This window comes from Embleya sp. NBC_00896 (assembly GCF_045207785.1).
GTDB lineage: Bacteria > Actinomycetota > Actinomycetes > Streptomycetales > Streptomycetaceae > Embleya.
The window spans coordinates 2,939,725-2,959,580 of record NZ_CP108776.1 but is presented as its reverse complement, the minus strand read 5'-3'; the positions used below and the strand labels follow the sequence as shown (position 1 = coordinate 2,959,580).

Here is a 19,856-nt window from a genome sequence, read left to right as displayed (position 1 = left end):
GGGGGTATCCTCATGGGTATGCAGACCACGGTGAAGATAGACGCCAAGCTGCGAGACCGCATTGCGCGCCTGGCCGAGCAGCAACACGTGTCGATGGGCGCGGTGATCGCTGCGGCCATAGAACGCGAGGAGAGGGCTCAGCGCTTCGCGGCCATCGACGCCGCGTACGCCCGCCTGGAGGCGGATTCGGACGAGTGGCGGTCCTACCGCAGCGAGCAGTCCGAATGGGAAGCGACGCTCGCCGACGGACTGGCTGACGAGGGCAATCGGTGAGTCCGGCTGTTCGCCCCCGACAAGGCGATGTCTGGATGGTGGACCTGGAGCCCGTGGCGGGGCACGAGCAGGGTCGGCGGCGGCCCTGCGTGGTCGTTTCGGCAGACCCGTACAACCGCTTCATGCGGGGGATGGCCATCGTGGTCCCTCTGACGAGCCGTGATCGAGGACTCCCACACCACGTGCGCGTGTCGAGTTCCGGTTCCGGGCTGACGAGCGTGAGCTTCGCCCGTGCAGAGGATGTGCGGGCGGTCTCACATGAACGCTTCGGCCGCCGCATGGGCTTCGTCGACGAGCCCGAGCTGGCCGGCATCCAGGATTGGCTCCGCGATTTCCTGGACCTTTAGCGCGGGCTTGCCGCAGGCGTGGCGTGGGATCGGCCACATCCCCATCGTCACGGTCCGTTTTGGCGTGTTCCCTGTGTCACGGTGGAACAGGCGTAAACGGGCGGATCTCGACACTTGGTGAGGCCGGGCTCGAGGGTCGCCCGGGGAGTGGGATCGAGACCCCGTTTCGGGCCTGGCGCTCGTGCCCGATAACCTGCAAGACGGATCAGCTACGCGTGCGGACGCCGTCCACCAGAGTCTGGGGGCGAGCCTGCCGGACCCTGCGCGACGACGGACGCGGCTGCGCATCTTCCGCATATCCGATCGCGATCACAAGGACGGACCCGCGTGGACCTGTTCGAGTACCAGGCGAGGGATCTCTTCGCTAAGCACGGTGTGCCGGTTCTGCCCGGTGAAGTCGTCTTCACGCCGGAGGAGGCACGGGCCGCCGCCGAGCGTATGGGCGGCAAGGCCGTCGTCAAGGCTCAGGTGAAGGTCGGTGGCCGCGGCAAGGCCGGCGGCGTGAAGCTGGCCTTCAGCACCGACGAGGTCGTCGAGAAGGCCGAGCAGATCCTCGGCCTCGACATCAAGGGCCACATCGTCAAGAAGGTCATGCTGGCCGGCCTGGCCAAGCCCGTGGACGAGTACTACGTCTCGTTCCTGCTCGACCGCACCAACCGCACCTTCCTCGCGATGGCGTCGGTCGAGGGTGGCGTCGAGATCGAGGTCGTCGCCGAGGAGAACCCCGACGCGCTCGCGAAGATCCCGGTCGACGCGAACGAGGGTGTGACCGAGGCCAAGGCCCGCGAGATCGTCGAGGCCGCGAAGTTCCCGGCCGACGTCGCGGACCAGATCGTCGCCGCGCTGCAGAAGCTGTGGACCGTCTTCGTCGAGGAAGACGCCACGCTCGTCGAGGTGAACCCGCTGATCAAGTCCGAAGAGGGCAAGATCATCGCGCTGGACGGCAAGGTCTCGCTCGACGAGAACGCCGACTTCCGGCACCCCGACCACGCCGAGTTCGAGGACAAGGACGCGGCCGACCCGCTGGAGGCGGCGGCCAAGGCCAAGGGCCTCAACTACGTCAAGCTCGACGGCTCGGTCGGCATCATCGGCAACGGTGCGGGACTGGTCATGTCCACGCTCGACGTCGTCGCGTACGCCGGTGAGAACCACGGCGGCGTGAAGCCGGCCAACTTCCTCGACATCGGCGGCGGCGCGTCCGCCGAGGTGATGGCGAACGGCCTGGAGATCATCCTGGGCGACCCCGACGTCAAGTCGGTGTTCGTCAACGTCTTCGGCGGCATCACCGCCTGTGACGCGGTCGCGAACGGCATCGTGCAGGCGCTGGAGCTGCTGAAGCAGAAGGGCGAGGCGGTCACCAAGCCGCTCGTCGTGCGCCTGGACGGCAACAACGCGGAGCTGGGTCGGCAGATCCTGACCGACGCGAACCACCCGCTGGTCCAGCAGGTGGACACCATGGATGGCGCGGCCGAGCGGGCCGCCGAGCTCGCTGCCGCGAAGTAAGGGAGACCGACCCAACATGGCTATCTTCCTGACCAAGGACAGCAAGGTCATCGTCCAGGGCATGACCGGCTCCGAGGGGATGAAGCACACCCACCGGATGCTCGCCTCCGGGACGAACATCGTCGGTGGCGTGAACCCGCGCAAGGCCGGCACCACGGTCGACGTCGACGGCACCGAGGTACCGGTGTTCGGCACCGTAGCCGAGGCCATGAAGGCCACCGGCGCGGACGTCACGGTCGTCTTCGTGCCGCCGAAGTTCACCAAGGACGCCGTCGTCGAGGCCATCGAGGCCGAGATCGGCCTCGCGGTGGTCATCACCGAGGGCGTGCCGGTGCACGACACCGCGCAGTTCTGGGCCCTCGCGGGCGCCAAGGGCAACAAGACCCGGATCATCGGTCCGAACTGCCCCGGCCTGATCACGCCGGGTCAGTCGAACGCGGGCATCATCCCGGCCAGCATCACCAAGCCGGGCCGGATCGGCCTCGTGTCGAAGTCGGGCACGTTGACCTACCAGATGATGTACGAGCTGGCCGACATCGGCTTCTCGACCGCCGTCGGCATCGGTGGCGACCCGATCATCGGGACCACGCACATCGACTGCCTCCAGGCGTTCCAGGACGACCCGGAGACCGACGCGATCGTGATGATCGGCGAGATCGGCGGCGACGCCGAGGAGCGTGCCGCGGCCTACATCGCCGAGCACATCACCAAGCCGGTCGTCGGCTACGTCGCGGGCTTCACCGCCCCCGAGGGCAAGACCATGGGCCACGCCGGCGCCATCGTCTCGGGCTCCTCGGGCACCGCGCAGGCCAAGCAGGACGCGCTCGAGGCCGTCGGCGTCAAGGTCGGCAAGACGCCGTCCGAGACGGCGCGCCTGATGCGCGAGATCATGGCGGGCTGACCCACCGGTCGCACCCGTATCCGACGAAGCCCCGCGTTCCCGCCACATCGGCGGGACGCGGGGCGTCGTCGTTCGGTACGGCTACGGCTAGGAAGTGCGGCGCACGCCGTCGTTCACGCAGCTCGTGTCGAGCGTGAAGCGCGTTACCGGGGCCAGGAACGAGTCGAAGCGGGCGGGGGACACCGCGGTCGGCAGCCACGGCGCCGAGGGCGCGAGGGGTGCGGTCGGCGCCGCCTCGGAGTGCCCGGCGTGCTGCGCGGCCGGCGGTACGGGGGCCATCGGCGGCGCGAGGTGCGCGGCCGGGGACGGAGCGATCGGCGGCTCGGGTTCGGGCGGGGCCGCGGGCGACTCGGGCGGTGCCGCTTCGACGGGGGCCTCCGACGCGTCCGACGCGTCCGGCAGGGGCGGCAGCGGCCGTTCGGCGTCCTTGCCGGTGACCGCTTGGATTCGGGACTCCGCCCGCGAGCTGTGCGACGTGCCGGGCTTGAGCAATGGCGGGATCGCCGCCACGAGGAGCGCGCCGATCGCCGCCGCGACCACCACGACGAGCACCGCGGTCCGGGTCCTGACGGCCGTGCGCACCAACTGCGGGCGGCGCCCGCGCGGCTTGTACCGCGCCGCCAGGTCGCACGTGATCGTGGTCAGGAAGCGGTGCGCCTCGGGGCAGTTCGGCGACGGGCCGGTCAGCGCGGGGACGCGCTCGGCGAGGTCCTCGTGCGCGTGCAGCAGCCGTAGGCGGGTGGTCTCGGTGGTCGCCTCGGTCTCGGCCGCGACCTGCTCGGGGGTGAGCCCGAACAGGTGGCGCAGGACGAACACCCGGCGGCGGTGGCTCCGTACCCGCTGGAGCGCGCGCAGGAGCGCGATGGCCTGCTCGCGGTGCGCGTCGTCGTCCGCGTGCGGGACGACCCGGCCGGTGCGGTCGGGGTGCGGCACCAGGCGCCACATGGCGCGGCGGAGCAGGAAGCGCCGGTTGAGCGCGAGGTCGCCCGCGAGCGTGCGCAGGCGCGGGGCGTCCTCGGCCGGGTCCGTGACCTCCGGGAGGTCGCGCCAGGCGATTGCGAAGACGTGATGGGTCACGTGCGCGGCCCGGGTGGGGCTCGCGGTCAACAGGTAGGCGTATCGCGCGATGTCGGGTGCGATGGCCGCGTAGAGGGCGTCGAACCCCTGGGCGCGCTCACGCGAGGCCGTCCGGCCGTCGTTGATGCCCATAGGGGCGTGAGGTACCCCCGAGGTGATTGATAATGCATATTAAATGACGCCAATCGATCAAATGGGGCATTTTGCCCAGTCCGACCGGCATATGCGACGTGGATCGGGATCGCGTTGGCAGCATGGGCACTGTGACCGATATGCCGGAAACCGAACGCGGATTGTCGGCTGGACCATCGGCGCCCTGGGAGGTGGCCCGCTCCGTACCGTGGGCCGGCGTCGAGGGCTTCATGACCCCCTTCACGGCGCCCGAGGAAGCACCCGACCCGACGGAGACGCCGACGCCGGACTCGGAGGCCAAGGCCGGGACCGAGACGGAAGCCGAGACCGAAGCCGAGGCAGGGACGGAAGCCGAGACGGAAGCCGCGACGGAATCCGGGACCGGGACCGAAGCCGAGGCCGGGACGGAAGCCGAGACCGAGGCCGAGACCGAAGCCGGGACCGGGACCGGGACGGATGCCGGCACAGAGACCGAAGCTCCCGCGCTGCCCCCTCGCCCCGAGTCGCCCCCCATCGGCGTCCCCCCTCGCCCGGACCACCCGCCCGGCGGACCGCCCTCCTCGGCGCCGGTGGAGTCCGCGACCGGCCCGGACGGGAGCACTCGCCGCCGGTGGCTCCCCGCGATCCCGGCCCTGCCGACTCTCCCGGCCTTCCCGGCCTTCCCTGCCCTCCCGCCGCTGTCCGCGCTCCCCGGCATCGCGGCCCTGACCCGGCTCGCCCACGCCCGCCCCGACCGCGCCCGGATCGCCCAGGCGCTCGCCCGCGGCGTCGTGTCCGGGCTGCTCGCGGCGGTGCTCGGGCTCGGCGGGGTGGCGCTGCTCGTGCTGATCGTGGCGACCTGCGGGGCGACGTCCGGCGGCTTCGACCACCCGGACGCGCTGCTTCGCGTGGTCGGCGGGATCTGGCTCGCCGCGCACCACGTCGGGTTCGAGGTCATCGAGGTCACCCACACGGCGACCGGCTCGGTCCAGCCGATCGTGACCGTCGTACCGCTGCGCCTCGCGCCGCTCGGGCTGACCGTCCCGCTGATCTGGGTGCTGTTTCGGATCGGCCGGCGGCTCGCGGACGGCTTCGTCGGGACCGCGATCGTGCTCGGGTCGCAGGTGCTGGTGTACACGGGCCTGATGTACGCGGTCGCCGCCGGCGTCGGCACGGAGAGTGTCCGGCCGGTGCTCGCCACGATCGCGTTCGCGGCACCGGCCGTGCTGATCGCGGGCGGGCTCGGCGCGTTCGGGGCGGATCTGGTGCGGTGTCCCGCGGTCCGCGCGGGCCTGGCCGCCGCCGCGGTGCTCGCGGCGGGCGGGGCGGTCGTGGTGCTCGTGTGCCTGTTCACCCACGTGAGCCAGGTCCGCGTCGCGCTCGCGCTGACCACGCACGACGCGGTCGGCTTCGCCGCGCTGGCCCTGCTCTGCGCCGCGCTCGTGCCCAACGCGATCGTCTGGGCGGTGTCCTACGCGGCGGGCACCGGCTTCGCGCTCGGCGCGGCCACCACCGTCGCCCCCACCGGCACCACCCTCGGCGCGCTGCCCACGCTCCCGCTGTTCGAGGCCCTGCCCGGCCCCGCGGCCGTGCCGTACACCGCGTGGGCGCCCATCGTGCTCCCGGCGCTCGCGGGCCTGGCGGCCGGCTTCTTCGCCGCCCGGGCCGCCCCGCCGCGCTCCTGGCTCGCCGTCGGCGTGTACGCCGCCGGAGCCGGGGTCGGCGTCGGCCTCCTGGCCCTCGCCGCCGCCCGCGCGGCCTCGGGCACGGCGGGCCTGGACAACCTCGCGCACCTGGGCCCGACCCCGTGGCGCACCGCCGCCGCGCTCGCGATCGAGATCACCGTGATCGCCGCCCCGGCCGCCTGGATCACCACATGGTGGCGCGGCCGCGCGGACCGGGGAGGGAACGGCGACCGCTCGGAAACCGCGAGGACCGCCTCCACCGACGCGGAGACGGCCCTCGGAGCGACTGTCTAGGAACCAGGAACCAGGAACCACGAACCCTGGAACGGCAATCCCTAGAACGACCCGTCCACGACCCAGTGGTAGCGGTCCGGAAGCTTGTCCAGGCAGCGCTGCTCGCCGGTCTTGGTGAGCGCGCCGTCCATGCAGTCGTAGTAGTCCTTGTTGACGGCCTGGAAGGTCCACACGCCCAACACGTACACGACCGCGATCACGCCCGTGACCAGGCCCGCGAGCGCGGTGCCCGAACGGGACCCGGCCGGCCTGCGCACGCGCGGTCGGTTGCCCGCGCCGCCCGGGGCGTGCCCCGGGTGCCGAGCGGTGCCGCCGGGGCCCTCCTCGATCCGCGGCCCGGCCGAGGCCGGGATCGTCCCGCGCACCGTCCGGATGCCGAGGACCAGGGCCGCCACGCCCAGGACCACACCCAGCACCAGGCCCAGGTCGGCCGGGAAGAACAGCGCGAAGAACACCGCCCACACCCCCGCCCACAGGGCCAGTCGGCCGTTGCGGACCCGGAGGTCCTTCGGGTCGGGACGCTCGCGCGGTTCGCGCGGCTCCCGCTGCTGCCGGTCCTCGCGGTCGCGCCGGGGACCCCCGTTGCCGCCGTCCCCTCGCCCGTTGCCGGGCACGTTCCAGGGGGCTGCCGGCGGCCGGTCGGGCGTACCCTCCGGCGGCGGGGCGTAGGGATCCCGCTCGTCGGTCTCGTTGCCGGTACTCATCCTCTGCCTGCCCTCGTCGTGCCGGATCGCGGGATTCCCTTCCCAGGATCGTACGTGTGCGGGGTGCACCGTAGCCGGGCGGCGGCGCCCATGTGGCCGTAGGGCGCGTCTGCCGCCCATCCACCCCTGCCGGTTCGGTACTGCCTACCCCCTGACGCTATCGTTGCCGACGTACGGGCGCCGCCCTGTGTTCCCGCCTCCTGCCGGGGAACGGACGCCGAACCCGTGCGACACCCCGGCGAGAGCCCGAAACATCCGGTGCTCCTCCCGCCCTTCCCTTCCGGAAAGAGCCTGAAAGCAGTGGCCGTTCACGCCCCGCGCACCCCCGGGCCGGCCCGGCTCGTCGTCCTCGTCTCCGGCTCCGGCACCAACCTCCAGGCCCTGCTCGACGCGTGCGCGGATCCCGCGTACGGCGCGAGCGTGGTGGCCGTGGGCGCCGACCGCGCGGACATCGCGGGGCTGACCCGCGCCGAACGGGCCGGAGTGCCGACCTTCGTCGAGCGCATCCCCGACCACGTCGACCGGGCCGCGTGGGACGGCGCGCTCGCCGACGCGGTCGCCGGCCACGAACCCGACCTGGTGGTCTCGGCCGGCTTCATGAAGATCCTGGGCCCGCGCTTTCTGGCCCGCTTCGAGGGGCGCACCGTCAATACCCATCCCGCCCTGTTGCCCGCGTTTCCCGGCGCGCACGGCGTGCGGGACGCGCTCGCGTACGGCGCCAAGGTGACCGGCTGCACGGTCCACTTCGTGGACGCCGGCGTGGACACGGGCCCGATCATCGCTCAGGGCACCGTCGCGGTCGAGGACGGCGATCACGCCGACGGCGGCGACGCGTTGCACGAGCGCATCAAGATTGTCGAGCGCACCCTGCTCGTCGAGGTCGTGGGCCGGCTGGCCCGCGAGGGCTACCGCATCGAAGGAAGAAAGGTCCGGATCCCCGCATGACTTCCGCCGCCCCCACCCCCACCACTCCCGACGACGAGGCACGCCGCCCGATCCGTCGCGCGCTGATCAGCGTGTACGACAAGACCGGCCTGGAGGAGTTGGCCCAGGGGCTGCACGCCGCCGGGGTCGAACTGGTCTCCACGGGCTCCACCGCCGGGCGGATCGCCGCCGCGGGCGTGCCCGTCACCAAGGTCGAGGAACTGACCGGGTTCCCCGAGTGCCTCGACGGCCGGGTCAAGACGCTGCACCCGCGCGTACACGCCGGCATCCTCGCCGACCTGCGCCTGGAATCGCACCGCGCGCAGCTCGAAGAACTCGACGTGAAGCCGTTCGACCTGGTCGTGGTCAACCTGTACCCGTTCACCGCGACCGTCGAGTCGGGCGCCACGCCGGACGAGTGCGTCGAGCAGATCGACATCGGCGGCCCGTCGATGGTCCGCGCCGCGGCCAAGAACCACCCGTCGGTCGCGGTCGTCACCAGCCCCGCGCGCTACGCCGACGTGCTCGCCGCGACCGAGGCCGGCGGCTTCGACCTCGGGCAGCGCAAGCGGCTCGCGGGCGAGGCGTTCGGGCACACCGCCGCGTACGACGTCGCCGTCGCGTCCTGGTTCTCGAACACCTACGCGCCCGCCGACGACGCGGGCTTCCCGGCCTTCCTGGGCGCGGTCCGCGGCCGCGAGAACGTGCTGCGCTACGGCGAGAACCCGCACCAGGCCGCGGCCCTGTACGTGGACGGCACCGGCGGCCTCGCGGGCGCCGAGCAGTTGCACGGCAAGGAGATGTCGTACAACAACTACGTGGACACCGACGCGGCCCGCCGCGCCGCGTACGACCACGAGCAGCCCTGCGTCGCGATCATCAAGCACGCCAACCCCTGCGGGATCGCGATCGGCGCGGACGTCGCCGAGGCGCACCGCAAGGCGCACGCGAGCGACCCGGTCTCCGCCTACGGCGGCGTGATCGCGGTCAACCGGCCGGTCACCGTCGCGATGGCCGAGCAGGTCGCGGACATCTTCACCGAGGTCATCGTCGCGCCGGACTACGAGGACGGCGCCGTCGAGGTGCTCGCCCGCAAGAAGAACATCCGCGTGCTGCGCGCCCCCGAGGCGCCGAGCACGCCGGTGGAGTCCCGGCAGATCGACGGCGGCCTGCTGCTCCAGCACACCGACCGCTTCCAGGCGCCCGGCGACGATCCGGCCGCGTGGACCCTCGCGACCGGCGAGCCCGCCGACGCCGAGACCCTGCGCGACCTGGTGTTCGCGTGGCGCGCGGTGCGCGCGGTCAAGTCCAACGCGATCCTGCTCGCGTCCGGCGGCGCCACCGTCGGCGTCGGCATGGGCCAGGTCAACCGGGTCGACTCGGCGCGGCTCGCGGTCCAGCGCGCGGGGGAGCGGGCCACCGGCTCGGTCGCCGCGTCGGACGCGTTCTTCCCGTTCGCCGACGGCCTGGAGGTCCTGCTCGCCGGTGGCGTCAAGGCGGTCGTCCAGCCCGGTGGCTCGGTCCGCGACGAACTCGTGATCGAGGCCGCCCGCGCGGCCGGCGTCACGATGTACCTGACCGGCACCCGGCACTTCTTCCACTGATCCGCAGCCGAGCCACCGAGCCGGTGAGCCGGTGAGCCGGCACTGATCCACCGCAACCGAACGGCGCGCCCCGACCGACACCGGGGGCGCGCCGTTCGCGTTTCGCGGCCCGCCCGGTGTCGACATCGTAGTCGTCGGACGACGGGGCATTTGGCATTCCGTGCAAAAGGTGCGTTGCATAGGGGGATGCAGGAGCACGCGACCCCGGGGCCACACCCGGAACGCGCACCACTCGCGTTGCCGCCCGGGCCGTCGGCGGACCCGGCCGGTCCGCCGACGCTGCCGCCGTTCCCCGCCGTGCATCCGCCCGAGCTGGATCCGAACGCGATCAAGCCGCTCGTCACGCTGACCGGCAAGCGCTTCAACTGGGCCGCCGGCGCACGCGCCGCGCTCGGCGTCGGCATTCCGTTCGCGATCGTGACCGCGACGCTGGGGATCGACGACGCCACGTTCGCCGCACTGGGCGGCTACGCCGTCCTGTACGCGGCCAAGGAGCCCTACGCGCGCCGCGGCATCACGCTCGCGCTGGTGGGCCTGGGCCTCACGCTGTCGCTGACGCTGGGCTCGCTCGCCGCCGGCACGGCCTTCCTGTACGTCCCGGTGATCACGCTCGTGGCGACCGTGGCGACCTTCCTGTGCGGCGCGTTGCAGGTCGACCGCCCCGGCGGGTACATGTTCACCCTGGTCTGCGCGATGGGGGCGTTCCTGCCGCACCAACCCGACCTGGTCCCGCAGCGCGCCGGGCTGGTGCTCGTGGGGGCCGCGGGCGCGTGGCTGGTGTCGATGTCCGGATGGCTCGTGCGCCCGCGCCATCCCGAACACCTGGCCCTGGCGGCGTGCTTCGAGGCGCTCGCCGACTTCTACGCCTCGATCGCCAACGGGCCCAGCGACGCGGCCCGCCATCGCGCGTCCGAGGCCGTGCACACCGCGTGGGTGACCGTGCTGCGCGCCGACACCAAACGCAACCGACGCACCGGCGAGGCCCGCCGCCTGCGGGTGCTGTGCCGGCGCGCCCTCGACCTCTTCCAGGCCGCGCAACTGCTCGCCGTCGAGCGCACCCGGCCCCTGCCGAGCGAGATCCCCGACACCGTGCGCGCCCTCGCCGGCGCGGTCGGCCGGCCCAAGCTGGTCCCGGTGATGCCCGCCGTGCTCGCCGACACCGAGACCGCCGCCGAACGCAACCTGCGCGTCGTGCTCAAGGCCGCCGCGCAGGCGGCCGGGCAACCGGCCGTCGCCGAGGGCGAGATCATCCACGGCCGCCGACCCACCGCGCGCGAACGGCTGCGCGCCGCGTTCGACCGCTCGTCGCTGGTCCCGCCCACCGCGCTGCGCACCGGCCTGGGTGTCGGCTTCGCGGTGCTGGCCGCCGCGGTGCTGCCGGTCGTGCACCCCGCGTGGGTCGCGATCGCGGCCGGTGCCGCGCTGCAGGGCGGCAACGTCGTGCTCGACTTCGGCCGGGTCCTGCAACGCGCGATCGGCACCCTCCTGGGCGTCGCGGTGATCGCGCTGTTCTTCCACGACCTGCTGCCGGACCCGTGGGTCGTGGTGGTCACCGTCGCGCTGCTGTTCGGCGCGACGCAGACGGTGATCACCCGCAACCTGGCCGTCGGCGCCGCGTTCGTCACGCCCGTCGGGCTCTTCCTCGCCGCCGCCGGCCGGGACGGCGCGCACGTGGGCGACCTCGCCTCCACCCGGGTGATCGACACGATCCTGGGCCTGACGGTCGGCCTGACCGCGAGCCTGATCCTGTGGCCACGCGCGTCCTCGACCCGGCTGCCGAGGCAACTCGGCCGGGCCATCCGCGCCGAGGCCATGCTGGTGCGCGCGACGGTCACCGGGAACATCGTGGACGACCCCGCGTGGGGCAGCACCCGTCGTGCGGCCCGCCGCGAAATGCTGGACCTGTGGAGCGTGTACGAGGCGGCGCTCGGCGAGTTCTCCGGCCGCCGCCTGGACGCCGAGCGGCTGTGGCCCGCGATCGTGACCACGCAGCGGCTCGGCTACCGGGTGATGACCGCGCCGGAGACGTACCGCACCAAGCCGCCCGAGCCGATCCCCGAGGACGACCTCGGCCGACTCGACGCCTACCTGGGCGAACTCGCCGCCGCCGCGGAGGAGCGCCGTGCGCCGGCCCTGCCCGAACAGCCGGACATGTGGGGGCACCCGGTCCTGCGTCAGCACCTCAAGCGGCTCGGCCAGACGATCGCCGCCGCGAACGAGCCCGTACCGTCGTGGCAGCTTCCGAAATTCGTCCACAAGCGCGTGCCGGCCCGGCCCGCACGGCTGCTGTATGGTGCCCGCCGCACGGCTGCCCCGGATACGGGACAATCGCAGCGACCGGCCCGGAACCGTGGACCAGGAGACAGAACGTGAAGGCGCAGATCCTCGACGGCAAGGCCACCGCCGCCGCCATCAAAGCCGAACTGGCCGTACGGGCCGAGGCCCTGAAGGCCCGCGGCATCACGCCGGGTCTGGGCACCGTGCTCGTGGGCGACGACCCCGGCAGCCACTCCTACGTGCGCGGCAAGCACCGCGACTGCGCGCAGGTGGGCATCGCCAGCATCCAGCGCAACCTGCCCGCCGACGCGACGCAGGAGCAGGTCGAGGACGTGGTCCGCGAGCTCAACGCGGACCCGGCCTGTACCGGCTACATCGTCCAACTGCCGCTGCCTCGGCACCTGGACGCCAACCGCGTCCTGGAGCTGATGGACCCGGACAAGGACGCCGACGGCCTGCACCCGACGAACCTCGGCCGGCTCGTGCTCGGCCAGGAGGCCCCGCTGCCGTGCACGCCGCGCGGCATCGTCGAACTGCTGCGCCGGCACGACATCGAGATCAACGGCGCCGAGGTGTGCGTGATCGGCCGCGGCGTCACGGTCGGCCGCCCGATAGGACTGCTGCTGACCCGGCGCACCGAGAACGCGACGGTCACCCTGTGCCACACCGGCACCAAGGAACTGCCGTTCCACGCGCTCCAGGCGGACATCATCATCGCCGCGGCCGGCGTCCCCGGGCTGATCAGCGGCGACATGGTCAAGCCGGGTGCGGTCGTGCTCGACGTGGGCATCACCCGCACCGAGCACGGCCTGGTCGGCGACGTGCACCCCGAGGCGTACGAGAAGGCCTCGTGGGTCGCCCCGATGCCCGGCGGCGTCGGTCCGATGACCCGCGCGATGCTGCTCACCAACGTCATCGAGGCCGCGGAGCGTCAGGTCACGAGCCTGTGATCGGGCCGCGATGATCCCGGCGCCAGGGGTCGGGAATCGCCGATTCCCACGCCCCCGGCGCCCGGATCGTCGCGGCTGTCGCCCGGCCAACAGGGACGATGAGAGGTGAGACTTGTGGCATCCACTCGGGGGCGGCGCAAGGACGGCAGGAAGAAGGAGCCGGGGACCTACCTGCCCGAGGGCGGCGCGTCGCCGACCGGGCCGGGACCACTGCGGGAATGGCCCGCGATGGTGGTCTTCGGGTGCCTGTTCGCCGCGCTCCTGACCGCCGCGCTCGTCGGCTACCGGCTTGCCACGGTGCTGATCGCGGGCACGTTCGTGCTCGCCGCCATACTGCGGCTCTTCCTGCGCGACGTGGGCGTCCTGGCGGTGCGCAGCCGCTTCACCGACGTCGCCGTGCTGTTGTTCTTCGGCCTCGGGGTGCTGCTCCTGGGCCTGAGCATCCCGGAGCCGCTGGTCGACCTGCCATGGGTGCCCAAGCGCACCGGGCAGTAGTCCGGGAGCCCGGGGGACGGGGAGCCCGACAGTCCGAGAGCCCGACAGTCCGCGAGCCCGACAGTCCGCGAGTCCGAACCCGAAGGGAGCCCGGCCACCCGCCGAGCTCCCTTCGGCGTCTCGGGGCGTCTCAGTACAGCCGGCGCGCCTCGGCCGCGATCTCGGTCGGGGTCATCCCCGCCGAGCGGGCGATCTCGGCTCTGCGGACCGCCGTGATCGCGTCGAACAGGGTCTCGCCGAGGGCCTCGCGCAGCACCGCGCTCGCCTCCAGGGCCGCGAGCGCGGCGGCCGGCGAGCCGGGCAGGCGCGGTACGCCGCCGGACGCCCCCGGATCGCCCGGCACCTCCGGCGGCAGCCGCAGGTCGTCCTCGATTCCGGCCAACCCGGCCGCGATCACCGAGCCGGTGACCAGGTAGGGGTTGGCCGTCGCGTCGAAGCACTTGAGCTCCGCGTTGGCGGTGTGCTGCCGCTCGCCCGCCATGCCGGTGATCAGGCGCAGCGCCGCCTCGCGGTTCTCCAGGCCCCAGCAGCGGTAGGCGCCCGCCCACTGGGACGGCACGAGCCGCAGGTGGCTCGCCGCGCCCGGGGCGCCGACGGCCAGCAGCGCGGGCAGCTCGCGCAGTACGCCCGCGAGGAACGCCTCGCCCTCGCGGGTCAGGCCCTGCGGCCCCTCGCCGCCGTGGCACAGGTTCACGCCCTCGCGCCACGGCGAGAAGTGCAGGTGTGCGCCGTTGCCGACCTCGCCGGGGACCACGCACGGCGCGAACGTCACGGCGTGCCCGTGCCGGGCCGCGACCGCGCGGATGGTCTCGCGCACGAGCACCGTCGTATCGGCCGCGCCGACCGGATCCTCGGGCGCGACGGACACCTCCAGCTGGCCCGCCGCGTACTCGGGGTGCACCTGAAGCACGGTCACGTCCTGGGCCGCGAGCGCCCGGATCAGCTCGCGCAGCTGGTCGGACATGCGGACCACGCGGGTCATCCCGTACGCGGCCTTGCTGAACGCGGGCACGAATCGGCCGTCCGCGTCCTCGATGCCGGTGACCCACTCGACCTCGAAGCCCATCCGCAGGGTGAGCCCGCGCAGCCCGGCGCGTGCGGTCATCCGCCGCGCGAACGTGCGCTGGCAGCCGGTGTATGGCACGCCCTCCTGGGTGTACCGGTCGCCGGGGGCCCAGGCCCAGCCCGGTTGCGCGGCCAGCGGGCGCAGCGCCGTCAGGTCCGGGACGAGCCGCAGGTCGCCGGCCGGCCCGCCGACGTGCCGGCCCGCGGTGATCGAGTCGTCGGCGAGGAACACGTCGAACACGGGGGAGAAGCCCACGCCGTGCGTGGCGACCGCGTCCAGGCGCGCGTAGGGGACCGCCTTGACCCGGGTGATGCCGGCGTTGTCGACCCAGCCGAGGACGACCGCGTCGATCGCTTCGGTGCGCGCCTCGGCGGGCGCGGGGCCGGGTGCGGAGGCGGGCTCCGCGAGGTCTGGCGACGTGTGCATGCGGTCACCCTTCGGGTGCGTACAAGTGCTCCGGGTAACGAACCTACCCGTCGGTTGTACCGGGGCGGAAACCGCTTCGGGGCGAACCTCACACCCGCGGTGGCCGAGGGGCCCCGGGCGCGGGGGTAATGTGGCGGCGAAATTATCTCGATGCCGAGCTAGCGGCGGACTGCCATCGGCGTCGGATCCCGCAGCAGCAGAGGAGACCACCGCGCAATGTCCCGTACCCCCGTCAACGTCACCGTCACGGGCGCGGCCGGTCAGATCGGCTACGCGCTGCTGTTCCGCATCGCCTCCGGTCACCTGCTGGGCCCCGACACCCCGGTCCGCCTGCGCCTCCTGGAGATTCCGCAGGCCGTGAAGGCCGCCGAGGGCACCGCGATGGAGCTCGACGACTGCGCGTTCCCGCTGCTCGACGGGATCGACATCTTCGACAACCCGACCGACGGCTTCGCGGGCGCCAACGTGGCCCTGCTGGTCGGCGCGCGCCCACGGACCAAGGGCATGGAGCGCGGCGACCTGCTCGCCGCCAACGGCGGCATCTTCAAGCCCCAGGGCGAGGCGATCAACGCCGGTGCGGCCGACGACATCAAGGTGCTCGTGGTCGGCAACCCGGCCAACACCAACGCGCTCATCGCGCAGCAGCACGCGCCGGACGTCCCGGCCGGGCGCTTCACCGCGATGACCCGCCTGGACCACAACCGCGCGCTGAGCCAGCTCGCGAAGAAGACCGGCACCTCGGTCACCGACATCGCGAAGCTGACCATCTGGGGCAACCACTCGGCCACCCAGTACCCGGACATCTTCCACGCGCAGATCGCCGGCAAGAACGCGGCCGAGGTCGTCGACGACCAGGTGTGGCTCGCCGACACCTTCATCCCGACCGTCGCCAAGCGCGGTGCGGCGATCATCGAGGCGCGCGGCGCGTCCTCGGCGGCGTCCGCGGCCAACGCGGCGATCGACCACGTGCACACGTGGGTCAACGGCACCGCCGACGGCGACTGGACCTCGATGGGTGTCGTCTCCGACGGCTCCTACGGCGTCCCGGAGGGCCTCATCTCGTCCTTCCCGGTCGTCTGCAAGGACGGCGAGTGGGAGATCGTCCAGGGCCTGGACGTCAACGAGTTCTCCCGCACCCGGATCGACGCGTCGGTGGCCGAGCTGGCCGAGGAGCGCGACGCGGTCCGCGAGCTGGGCCTGATCTGAACCGAGCCGGCGCCTGACCATCCTTGGTCGCGGCACTGACCGGTGATGACCGAGGGCGGGCCGAACGGCCCGCCCTCGGTGTGTTCCGGGAGCCCGCGCCGTCCGATCGCACCCGTCCGTCGCGAGCCCGCGAGGCGCGGTCACGGGCGGGTTTGATCGCCCTGCCGGGTCGGCGCGGCCGGCGGGCCGGCCTCGGGTGCCGCCCCGCCCAGGTACGCCCGGCCCCATCCGCCGGACGGACTCGTGCCGCCGTACAGCTCGGCCAGACCCGTGACCAGGGCGTCGAGGGTGCCGGCGAAGGCGTGGCCGGACGGTGCGGCGTAGCCGACGACCAGGCCGGGGGCCCGGTCGTCGCTCCTGTCGTGGCGATACCAGCCGAGCCGATGCACCGCCACGCCCCGCCGGGCCAGATAGGCGACGGCCTCCTCCTCGTCCGGTCCGTCGGGCGGGAGTTCGAGCAGGATCTGCAACCCGGCCGCGACCCCGCGCACCCGCAGCCGCGGTACCTCGCGGGCGAGCGCCGCGACCAGCCGGTCGCGTCGGTCCCGGTAGACGCGGCGGGACCGCCGCACGTGCCGGTCCAGGTCGCCGGCCGCCATGAACTCCGCGAGGGTGAGCTGCTCCAGCGTGCCGACGGCCAACTCGGGCCGCTTCAGCACCGCGAGCACGTCGTCGAGCAGGTGCGGCGGCAGCGCCAGCCACCCCAGCCGCAGCCCCGGCGAGAGCATCTTGCTCGCCGAGCCGGCGTACACGACGTGGTCGGCGCCGAGCCCCTGGAGCGCGCCGACCGGGTGGCGGTCGTAGCGGAACTCGCCGTCGTAGTCGTCCTCGATCACCACCCCGCCGGTCTCCGCGGCCCAGCGCAGGGCCGCCGCGCGCCGGTCGGGGTGCAGCGTGAGGCCCAGCGGCGACTGGTTGGCCGGGGTGAGCACGATCGCGTCCGCGTCCCCGCCGATCCGCGCGCCGTGCTCGTCCACCGCCAGCGAGTCGACCCCGAGTCCGGTCCTGGCCACGATCTCGCGCAGGAACGGCAGCCCCGGGTCCTCCAGCGCGATCCGCCGCGCGCCGCGGGCCGCGAGCGCGTGCCCGAGCACCGCGAGCGCCTGGGTGTAGCCCGCGCACACCACGATCCGGTCCGCCCGGGTCCGTACGCCGCGGGCCCGGCCGAGATACTCGGCCAGGCGCTCGCGCAGCTCGATCCGCCCGCGCGGGTCGGCGGCCGGCCAGAACGCGTCCGAGCCGGCCGCGGCGAGCGCACGGCGCTGGGCGGCGGCCCAGCGGGCCCGCGGGAACGCGGACAGGTCGGGGCGGCCCGGGCGCAGGTCGAAGCGCGGGGTCGAGGCGCGCGCGTACACCGGGACCGGGACCGGATCCGCGGGCCGCTCGGCGACCACCGTGCCGGCGCCCCGGTGGGCGGTCAGGTAGCCCTCGGCGACGAGTTGGGCGTACGCCTCCGCGACGGTGTTCCGGGCCATCGCCAGGTCCACCGCGAGCGTGCGCGAGGACGGCAGCCGGGTCCCGGGCGCGAGCCGACCGTCCACGACGGCCGCGCGCAGGGCCCGCTCCAGGCCGACCCGGCGACCGCGGACCGGGCCGGGTTCGAGGTAGAGGTCGACGTCACCGATGGCCCAAGAACTTCGCATGGAATTGGACCTTAATGGCGGGCCGTCCCGAATCTAGGGTCGAGCCATGAGCATTCAGCAAGAGACCGTCGAGACCCCCGTCGCGGGCGAGCCCGCACGACTGCCCCTCAAGCCCCTGCACGGCGCGGCGTACAAGGCCGCCATCGCGATGAGCAAGGCCGCCGCCGAAGGGCTCGACCCGATCGTCGTCGAGCTGATCAAGATCCGCGCGTCGCAGATCAACGGCTGCGCGTACTGCGTGGACATGCACACCAAAGACGCCCGCGAACTCGGCGAGACCGACCAGCGCATGCTCGCCATCCCCGTGTGGCGCGAAACGCCGTTCTTCACCGCCCGCGAGCGCGCCGTCCTCGCCCTGACCGAGGCCGTCACGCTGGTCACCGAGGCCCACGTCCCGACGCCGATCTGGGACGAGGCGGCCCGCTGGTTCGACGACGTCGAGATGGCCCAGATCGTCTGGTCGATCGCCGCGATCAACACCCTCAACCGGGTCGGCGTGGCCTCCCGCGCGTGGATCGCCGGAACCTACCGGCCGGACCTGGCGCGCTGACGAGCCGCGAGCGGGACCGCCCTCGACGGGCGGTCCCGCTCGTCGCGACGGTCAGGCCGGCTCGACCTCGACGCCGCCGGTGTCCACCCACGTCGGCAGCGCCTCGCGGGCCGCGAGCCACGAGCTGTGCACACCGTCCACGCCCGTGCGGGAGGCCACGATGCCGGCCGTGATCGCGCACGTGGTGTCCACGTCGCCCAGGCCCCGCGCGGTCGCCCACAGCGCGTCGTCGAGCGCGTCCGCGTGGTGCGCGGCGGTCCACAGCGCGAACGGGACGGTGTCCGGCGCGCTGATCCGCGCACCCGTCCCGAGCACGCTCGCGACGTGCCGGATCGAGGACAACCCGGACAGCCGGGCGGCGCTGCGGATGCCGGACGCGACGTCGCTCTCGGGGGTGTGCTCGGCGATCTCGGTCAGGAACTCGACCGGGTCCGGGGCGGGTTCGTCCCGACCGCGGGTGGCCAGCGCCGCGGCGATCGCGACCGCGACGGCGCCCGCGGTCGCCTCGGCGTGCGCGTGCGTGGTCTCGGCCGAGCGGCCGGCCGCGGCGGCGACGTACGCCAGGTCCCGGTCCGCGTACCACGCGCCCAGCGGCGCGACCCGCATCGCGGCGCCGTTGCCCCACGAGCCCTGGCCCTCGAACTGACGCCGTGTCACGTCCTGCCAGTGCTCGCCCTCGCGGATCGCGCGCAGCACGCCGTGCATCGACGGGCCGTAGCCGCGGTGCGCGTCGGCCTCGTACGCGGCGGCGAAGTGCTCGGCGAGCGCGTCCTGGTCGACCTCGTCGCACACGTGCAGGATGCGCAGCAGGGACAGCGCCATGGCGGTGTCGTCGGTCCAGTACCAGAGCCTGGCATCCGGTGCGACGCGATGCGTCAGGCGCTCGGTCCGGTCGGCGCCCCGATGGAAGAACCACTGTTGGCCGAAGGCGTCGCCGAGGGCGAGCCCGTGCAGGGAACGAGCCGCGTTCGCGACGCGTCGGTTACGGTCCATGGGCCCACGATGTCATCCGGGCCGGCTCCCGGACCAGGGATTTCCGGGCCCGCGGGCGGGCCCGGACGGGCACCGGAGCGGGCCTCGTACATGGCGTCGTACATTGCCCGGTCTTATCTCGACATCAAGAGGCTTGGCGTCGAAGGACTCGCTAGACTGATGGCATGAATGACGAGGTCGACCGGCTTGTCGCGGCGTGGAAGCGGGAGCGCCCGGACCTCGATGTCGAACCACTCGAGGTATTGAGCCGGGTCACTCGACTGGCGAGGCATCTGGACCGCGCCCGGCGTACCGCGTTCTCCGCGCGCGACCTCGAACCGTGGGAGTTCGACGTGCTGTCGGCGCTGCGGCGCGACGGTTCGCCGTACCAGCTCTCGCCCGGCCAGTTGCTCACCCAGACGCTGGTGACCTCCGGGACGATGACGAACCGGATCGACCGCCTCGCCGCCAAGGGCCTCGTGCTGCGGCTGCCCGACCCCGACGACCGACGCGGCGTCCTGGTCCGGCTGACCGAGGACGGCCGCGACCGGGTCGACTCGGCGATGGCCGACCTGCTCGGGCAGGAGCGGGCCATCCTCGCGGGTCTGACGGACGATCAACAGGCCGTGCTGGCGGGGCTCTTGCGATCGGTCGTAGCGCCGTTCGACAACCACGCGTGAAGCAAACCTCCGTGACCGTTTCGTGGCCATGATTCACTCTTAGTGATCAAATGTGTCAAGGACCCGTTGTGTGTCATGAATGCTCCCGTGTAGACAAGTCCCTGTGGGGAGCGGAACCGCAAGGGTTCGCCCTCGGGGAAGAGGAGCAGGGCATGACGTCCATGAACC

At 73.1% G+C, this 19,856-nt stretch carries 18 protein-coding genes; 13 read left to right on the top strand and 5 right to left on the bottom strand.

Annotated features, from left to right (window positions below; all coding sequences use genetic code 11):
• The first annotated feature begins 18 nt into the window (after positions 1–18).
• The 4 genes from OG928_RS13215 to sucD all read left to right on the top strand — a co-directional run bounded on the left by OG928_RS13215 (position 19) and on the right by sucD (position 3,024).
• Complete coding sequence (locus OG928_RS13215; RefSeq protein ID WP_406283330.1) at positions 19–273, top strand: hypothetical protein; 255 nt, start codon at positions 19–21, stop codon at positions 271–273.
• Complete coding sequence (locus OG928_RS13210) at positions 270–620, top strand: type II toxin-antitoxin system PemK/MazF family toxin (RefSeq protein WP_406283328.1); 351 nt, start codon at positions 270–272, stop codon at positions 618–620. Before OG928_RS13215 ends, OG928_RS13210 begins: the two co-directional genes overlap by 4 nt.
• 327 nt (positions 621–947) lie before the next feature.
• Entirely contained in the window at positions 948–2,123 is a 1,176-nt protein-coding gene (sucC, locus tag OG928_RS13205) for an ADP-forming succinate--CoA ligase subunit beta (protein WP_406283326.1), read from the top strand.
• A gap of 16 nt (positions 2,124–2,139) precedes the next feature.
• Positions 2,140–3,024 carry a succinate--CoA ligase subunit alpha gene (sucD, locus tag OG928_RS13200; protein ID WP_020554621.1) on the top strand — a complete coding sequence of 295 codons (885 nt, stop codon included), beginning with the start codon at positions 2,140–2,142 and terminating at the stop codon, positions 3,022–3,024.
• Between the two features lie 87 nt (positions 3,025–3,111).
• Here sucD and OG928_RS13195 read toward each other — a convergent pair whose 3' ends face one another.
• A complete protein-coding gene (locus OG928_RS13195; protein WP_406283324.1) occupies positions 3,112–4,233 on the bottom strand; it encodes an RNA polymerase sigma factor in 1,122 nt (373 codons plus the stop codon).
• A 230-nt stretch (positions 4,234–4,463) separates the two neighbouring features.
• Here OG928_RS13195 and OG928_RS13190 point away from each other — a divergent pair, with 230 nt between their 5' ends.
• A complete protein-coding gene (locus OG928_RS13190) occupies positions 4,464–6,191 on the top strand; it encodes a DUF6350 family protein (protein ID WP_406283322.1) in 1,728 nt (575 codons plus the stop codon).
• A 41-nt stretch (positions 6,192–6,232) separates the two neighbouring features.
• On the opposite strand, the gene OG928_RS13185 is transcribed toward OG928_RS13190, so the two are convergent.
• Positions 6,233–6,895, bottom strand: coding sequence for a hypothetical protein (locus OG928_RS13185; protein ID WP_406283320.1), 663 nt, complete (start codon positions 6,893–6,895; stop codon positions 6,233–6,235).
• Positions 6,896–7,195: 300 nt separating this feature from the next.
• Between OG928_RS13185 and purN the strand changes: the two genes are divergently transcribed.
• From purN to OG928_RS13160, 5 genes are all read left to right on the top strand, one after another.
• Positions 7,196–7,840, top strand: a complete 645-nt coding sequence (gene purN / locus OG928_RS13180) for a phosphoribosylglycinamide formyltransferase (protein WP_406283318.1) — start codon at positions 7,196–7,198, stop codon at positions 7,838–7,840.
• Positions 7,837–9,423 (top strand): bifunctional phosphoribosylaminoimidazolecarboxamide formyltransferase/IMP cyclohydrolase, encoded by a 1,587-nt coding sequence (gene purH, locus OG928_RS13175; protein WP_406283316.1) that lies wholly within the window; start codon positions 7,837–7,839, stop codon positions 9,421–9,423. Before purN ends, purH begins: the two co-directional genes overlap by 4 nt.
• A 186-nt stretch (positions 9,424–9,609) precedes the next feature.
• On the top strand, positions 9,610–11,796 hold the full coding sequence (locus tag OG928_RS13170; protein ID WP_406283314.1) for an FUSC family protein: 2,187 nt from the start codon (positions 9,610–9,612) through the stop codon (positions 11,794–11,796).
• Positions 11,793–12,650, top strand: a complete 858-nt coding sequence (locus tag OG928_RS13165) for a bifunctional methylenetetrahydrofolate dehydrogenase/methenyltetrahydrofolate cyclohydrolase (RefSeq protein ID WP_406283312.1) — start codon at positions 11,793–11,795, stop codon at positions 12,648–12,650. Before OG928_RS13170 ends, OG928_RS13165 begins: the two co-directional genes overlap by 4 nt.
• A 114-nt stretch (positions 12,651–12,764) precedes the next feature.
• Complete coding sequence (locus OG928_RS13160; RefSeq protein ID WP_406283310.1) at positions 12,765–13,145, top strand: DUF3017 domain-containing protein; 381 nt, start codon at positions 12,765–12,767, stop codon at positions 13,143–13,145.
• 130 nt (positions 13,146–13,275) lie between these two features.
• Here OG928_RS13160 and OG928_RS13155 read toward each other — a convergent pair whose 3' ends face one another.
• Entirely contained in the window at positions 13,276–14,637 is a 1,362-nt protein-coding gene (locus tag OG928_RS13155; protein WP_406283308.1) for a glutamine synthetase, read from the bottom strand.
• Positions 14,638–14,853: 216 nt separating this feature from the next.
• Here OG928_RS13155 and OG928_RS13150 point away from each other — a divergent pair, with 216 nt between their 5' ends.
• Complete coding sequence (locus OG928_RS13150) at positions 14,854–15,843, top strand: malate dehydrogenase (RefSeq protein WP_406283306.1); 990 nt, start codon at positions 14,854–14,856, stop codon at positions 15,841–15,843.
• A 140-nt stretch (positions 15,844–15,983) separates the two neighbouring features.
• On the opposite strand, the gene OG928_RS13145 is transcribed toward OG928_RS13150, so the two are convergent.
• Positions 15,984–17,486 carry a PLP-dependent aminotransferase family protein gene (locus OG928_RS13145; protein ID WP_406283304.1) on the bottom strand — a complete coding sequence of 501 codons (1,503 nt, stop codon included), beginning with the start codon at positions 17,484–17,486 and terminating at the stop codon, positions 15,984–15,986.
• A gap of 46 nt (positions 17,487–17,532) precedes the next feature.
• On the opposite strand from OG928_RS13145, the gene OG928_RS13140 reads away from it, so the two are divergent.
• Positions 17,533–18,036, top strand: coding sequence for a carboxymuconolactone decarboxylase family protein (locus OG928_RS13140; protein WP_406283302.1), 504 nt, complete (start codon positions 17,533–17,535; stop codon positions 18,034–18,036).
• Positions 18,037–18,087: 51 nt separating this feature from the next.
• On the opposite strand, the gene OG928_RS13135 is transcribed toward OG928_RS13140, so the two are convergent.
• Positions 18,088–19,029 (bottom strand): ADP-ribosylglycohydrolase family protein, encoded by a 942-nt coding sequence (locus OG928_RS13135; protein WP_406283300.1) that lies wholly within the window; start codon positions 19,027–19,029, stop codon positions 18,088–18,090.
• Positions 19,030–19,193: 164 nt separating this feature from the next.
• On the opposite strand from OG928_RS13135, the gene OG928_RS13130 reads away from it, so the two are divergent.
• Positions 19,194–19,688 (top strand): MarR family winged helix-turn-helix transcriptional regulator, encoded by a 495-nt coding sequence (locus OG928_RS13130; RefSeq protein WP_406283298.1) that lies wholly within the window; start codon positions 19,194–19,196, stop codon positions 19,686–19,688.
• The last annotated feature ends 168 nt before the right edge of the window (positions 19,689–19,856 follow it).

Coding starts and splice junctions, on each gene's coding strand:
- OG928_RS13190 (WP_406283322.1), top strand. CDS start 4,464: ATGACCCCCTTCACGGCGCCCGAGGAAGCACCCGACCCGACGGAGACG.
- OG928_RS13145 (WP_406283304.1), bottom strand. CDS start 17,486: ATGCGAAGTTCTTGGGCCATCGGTGACGTCGACCTCTACCTCGAACCC.
- OG928_RS13185 (WP_406283320.1), bottom strand. CDS start 6,895: ATGAGTACCGGCAACGAGACCGACGAGCGGGATCCCTACGCCCCGCCG.
- sucD (WP_020554621.1), top strand. CDS start 2,140: ATGGCTATCTTCCTGACCAAGGACAGCAAGGTCATCGTCCAGGGCATG.
- OG928_RS13150 (WP_406283306.1), top strand. CDS start 14,854: ATGTCCCGTACCCCCGTCAACGTCACCGTCACGGGCGCGGCCGGTCAG.
- OG928_RS13215 (WP_406283330.1), top strand. CDS start 19: ATGCAGACCACGGTGAAGATAGACGCCAAGCTGCGAGACCGCATTGCG.
- OG928_RS13170 (WP_406283314.1), top strand. CDS start 9,610: ATGCAGGAGCACGCGACCCCGGGGCCACACCCGGAACGCGCACCACTC.
- OG928_RS13135 (WP_406283300.1), bottom strand. CDS start 19,029: ATGGACCGTAACCGACGCGTCGCGAACGCGGCTCGTTCCCTGCACGGG.
- purH (WP_406283316.1), top strand. CDS start 7,837: ATGACTTCCGCCGCCCCCACCCCCACCACTCCCGACGACGAGGCACGC.
- OG928_RS13155 (WP_406283308.1), bottom strand. CDS start 14,637: ATGCACACGTCGCCAGACCTCGCGGAGCCCGCCTCCGCACCCGGCCCC.
- OG928_RS13195 (WP_406283324.1), bottom strand. CDS start 4,233: ATGGGCATCAACGACGGCCGGACGGCCTCGCGTGAGCGCGCCCAGGGG.
- OG928_RS13140 (WP_406283302.1), top strand. CDS start 17,533: ATGAGCATTCAGCAAGAGACCGTCGAGACCCCCGTCGCGGGCGAGCCC.
- OG928_RS13130 (WP_406283298.1), top strand. CDS start 19,194: ATGAATGACGAGGTCGACCGGCTTGTCGCGGCGTGGAAGCGGGAGCGC.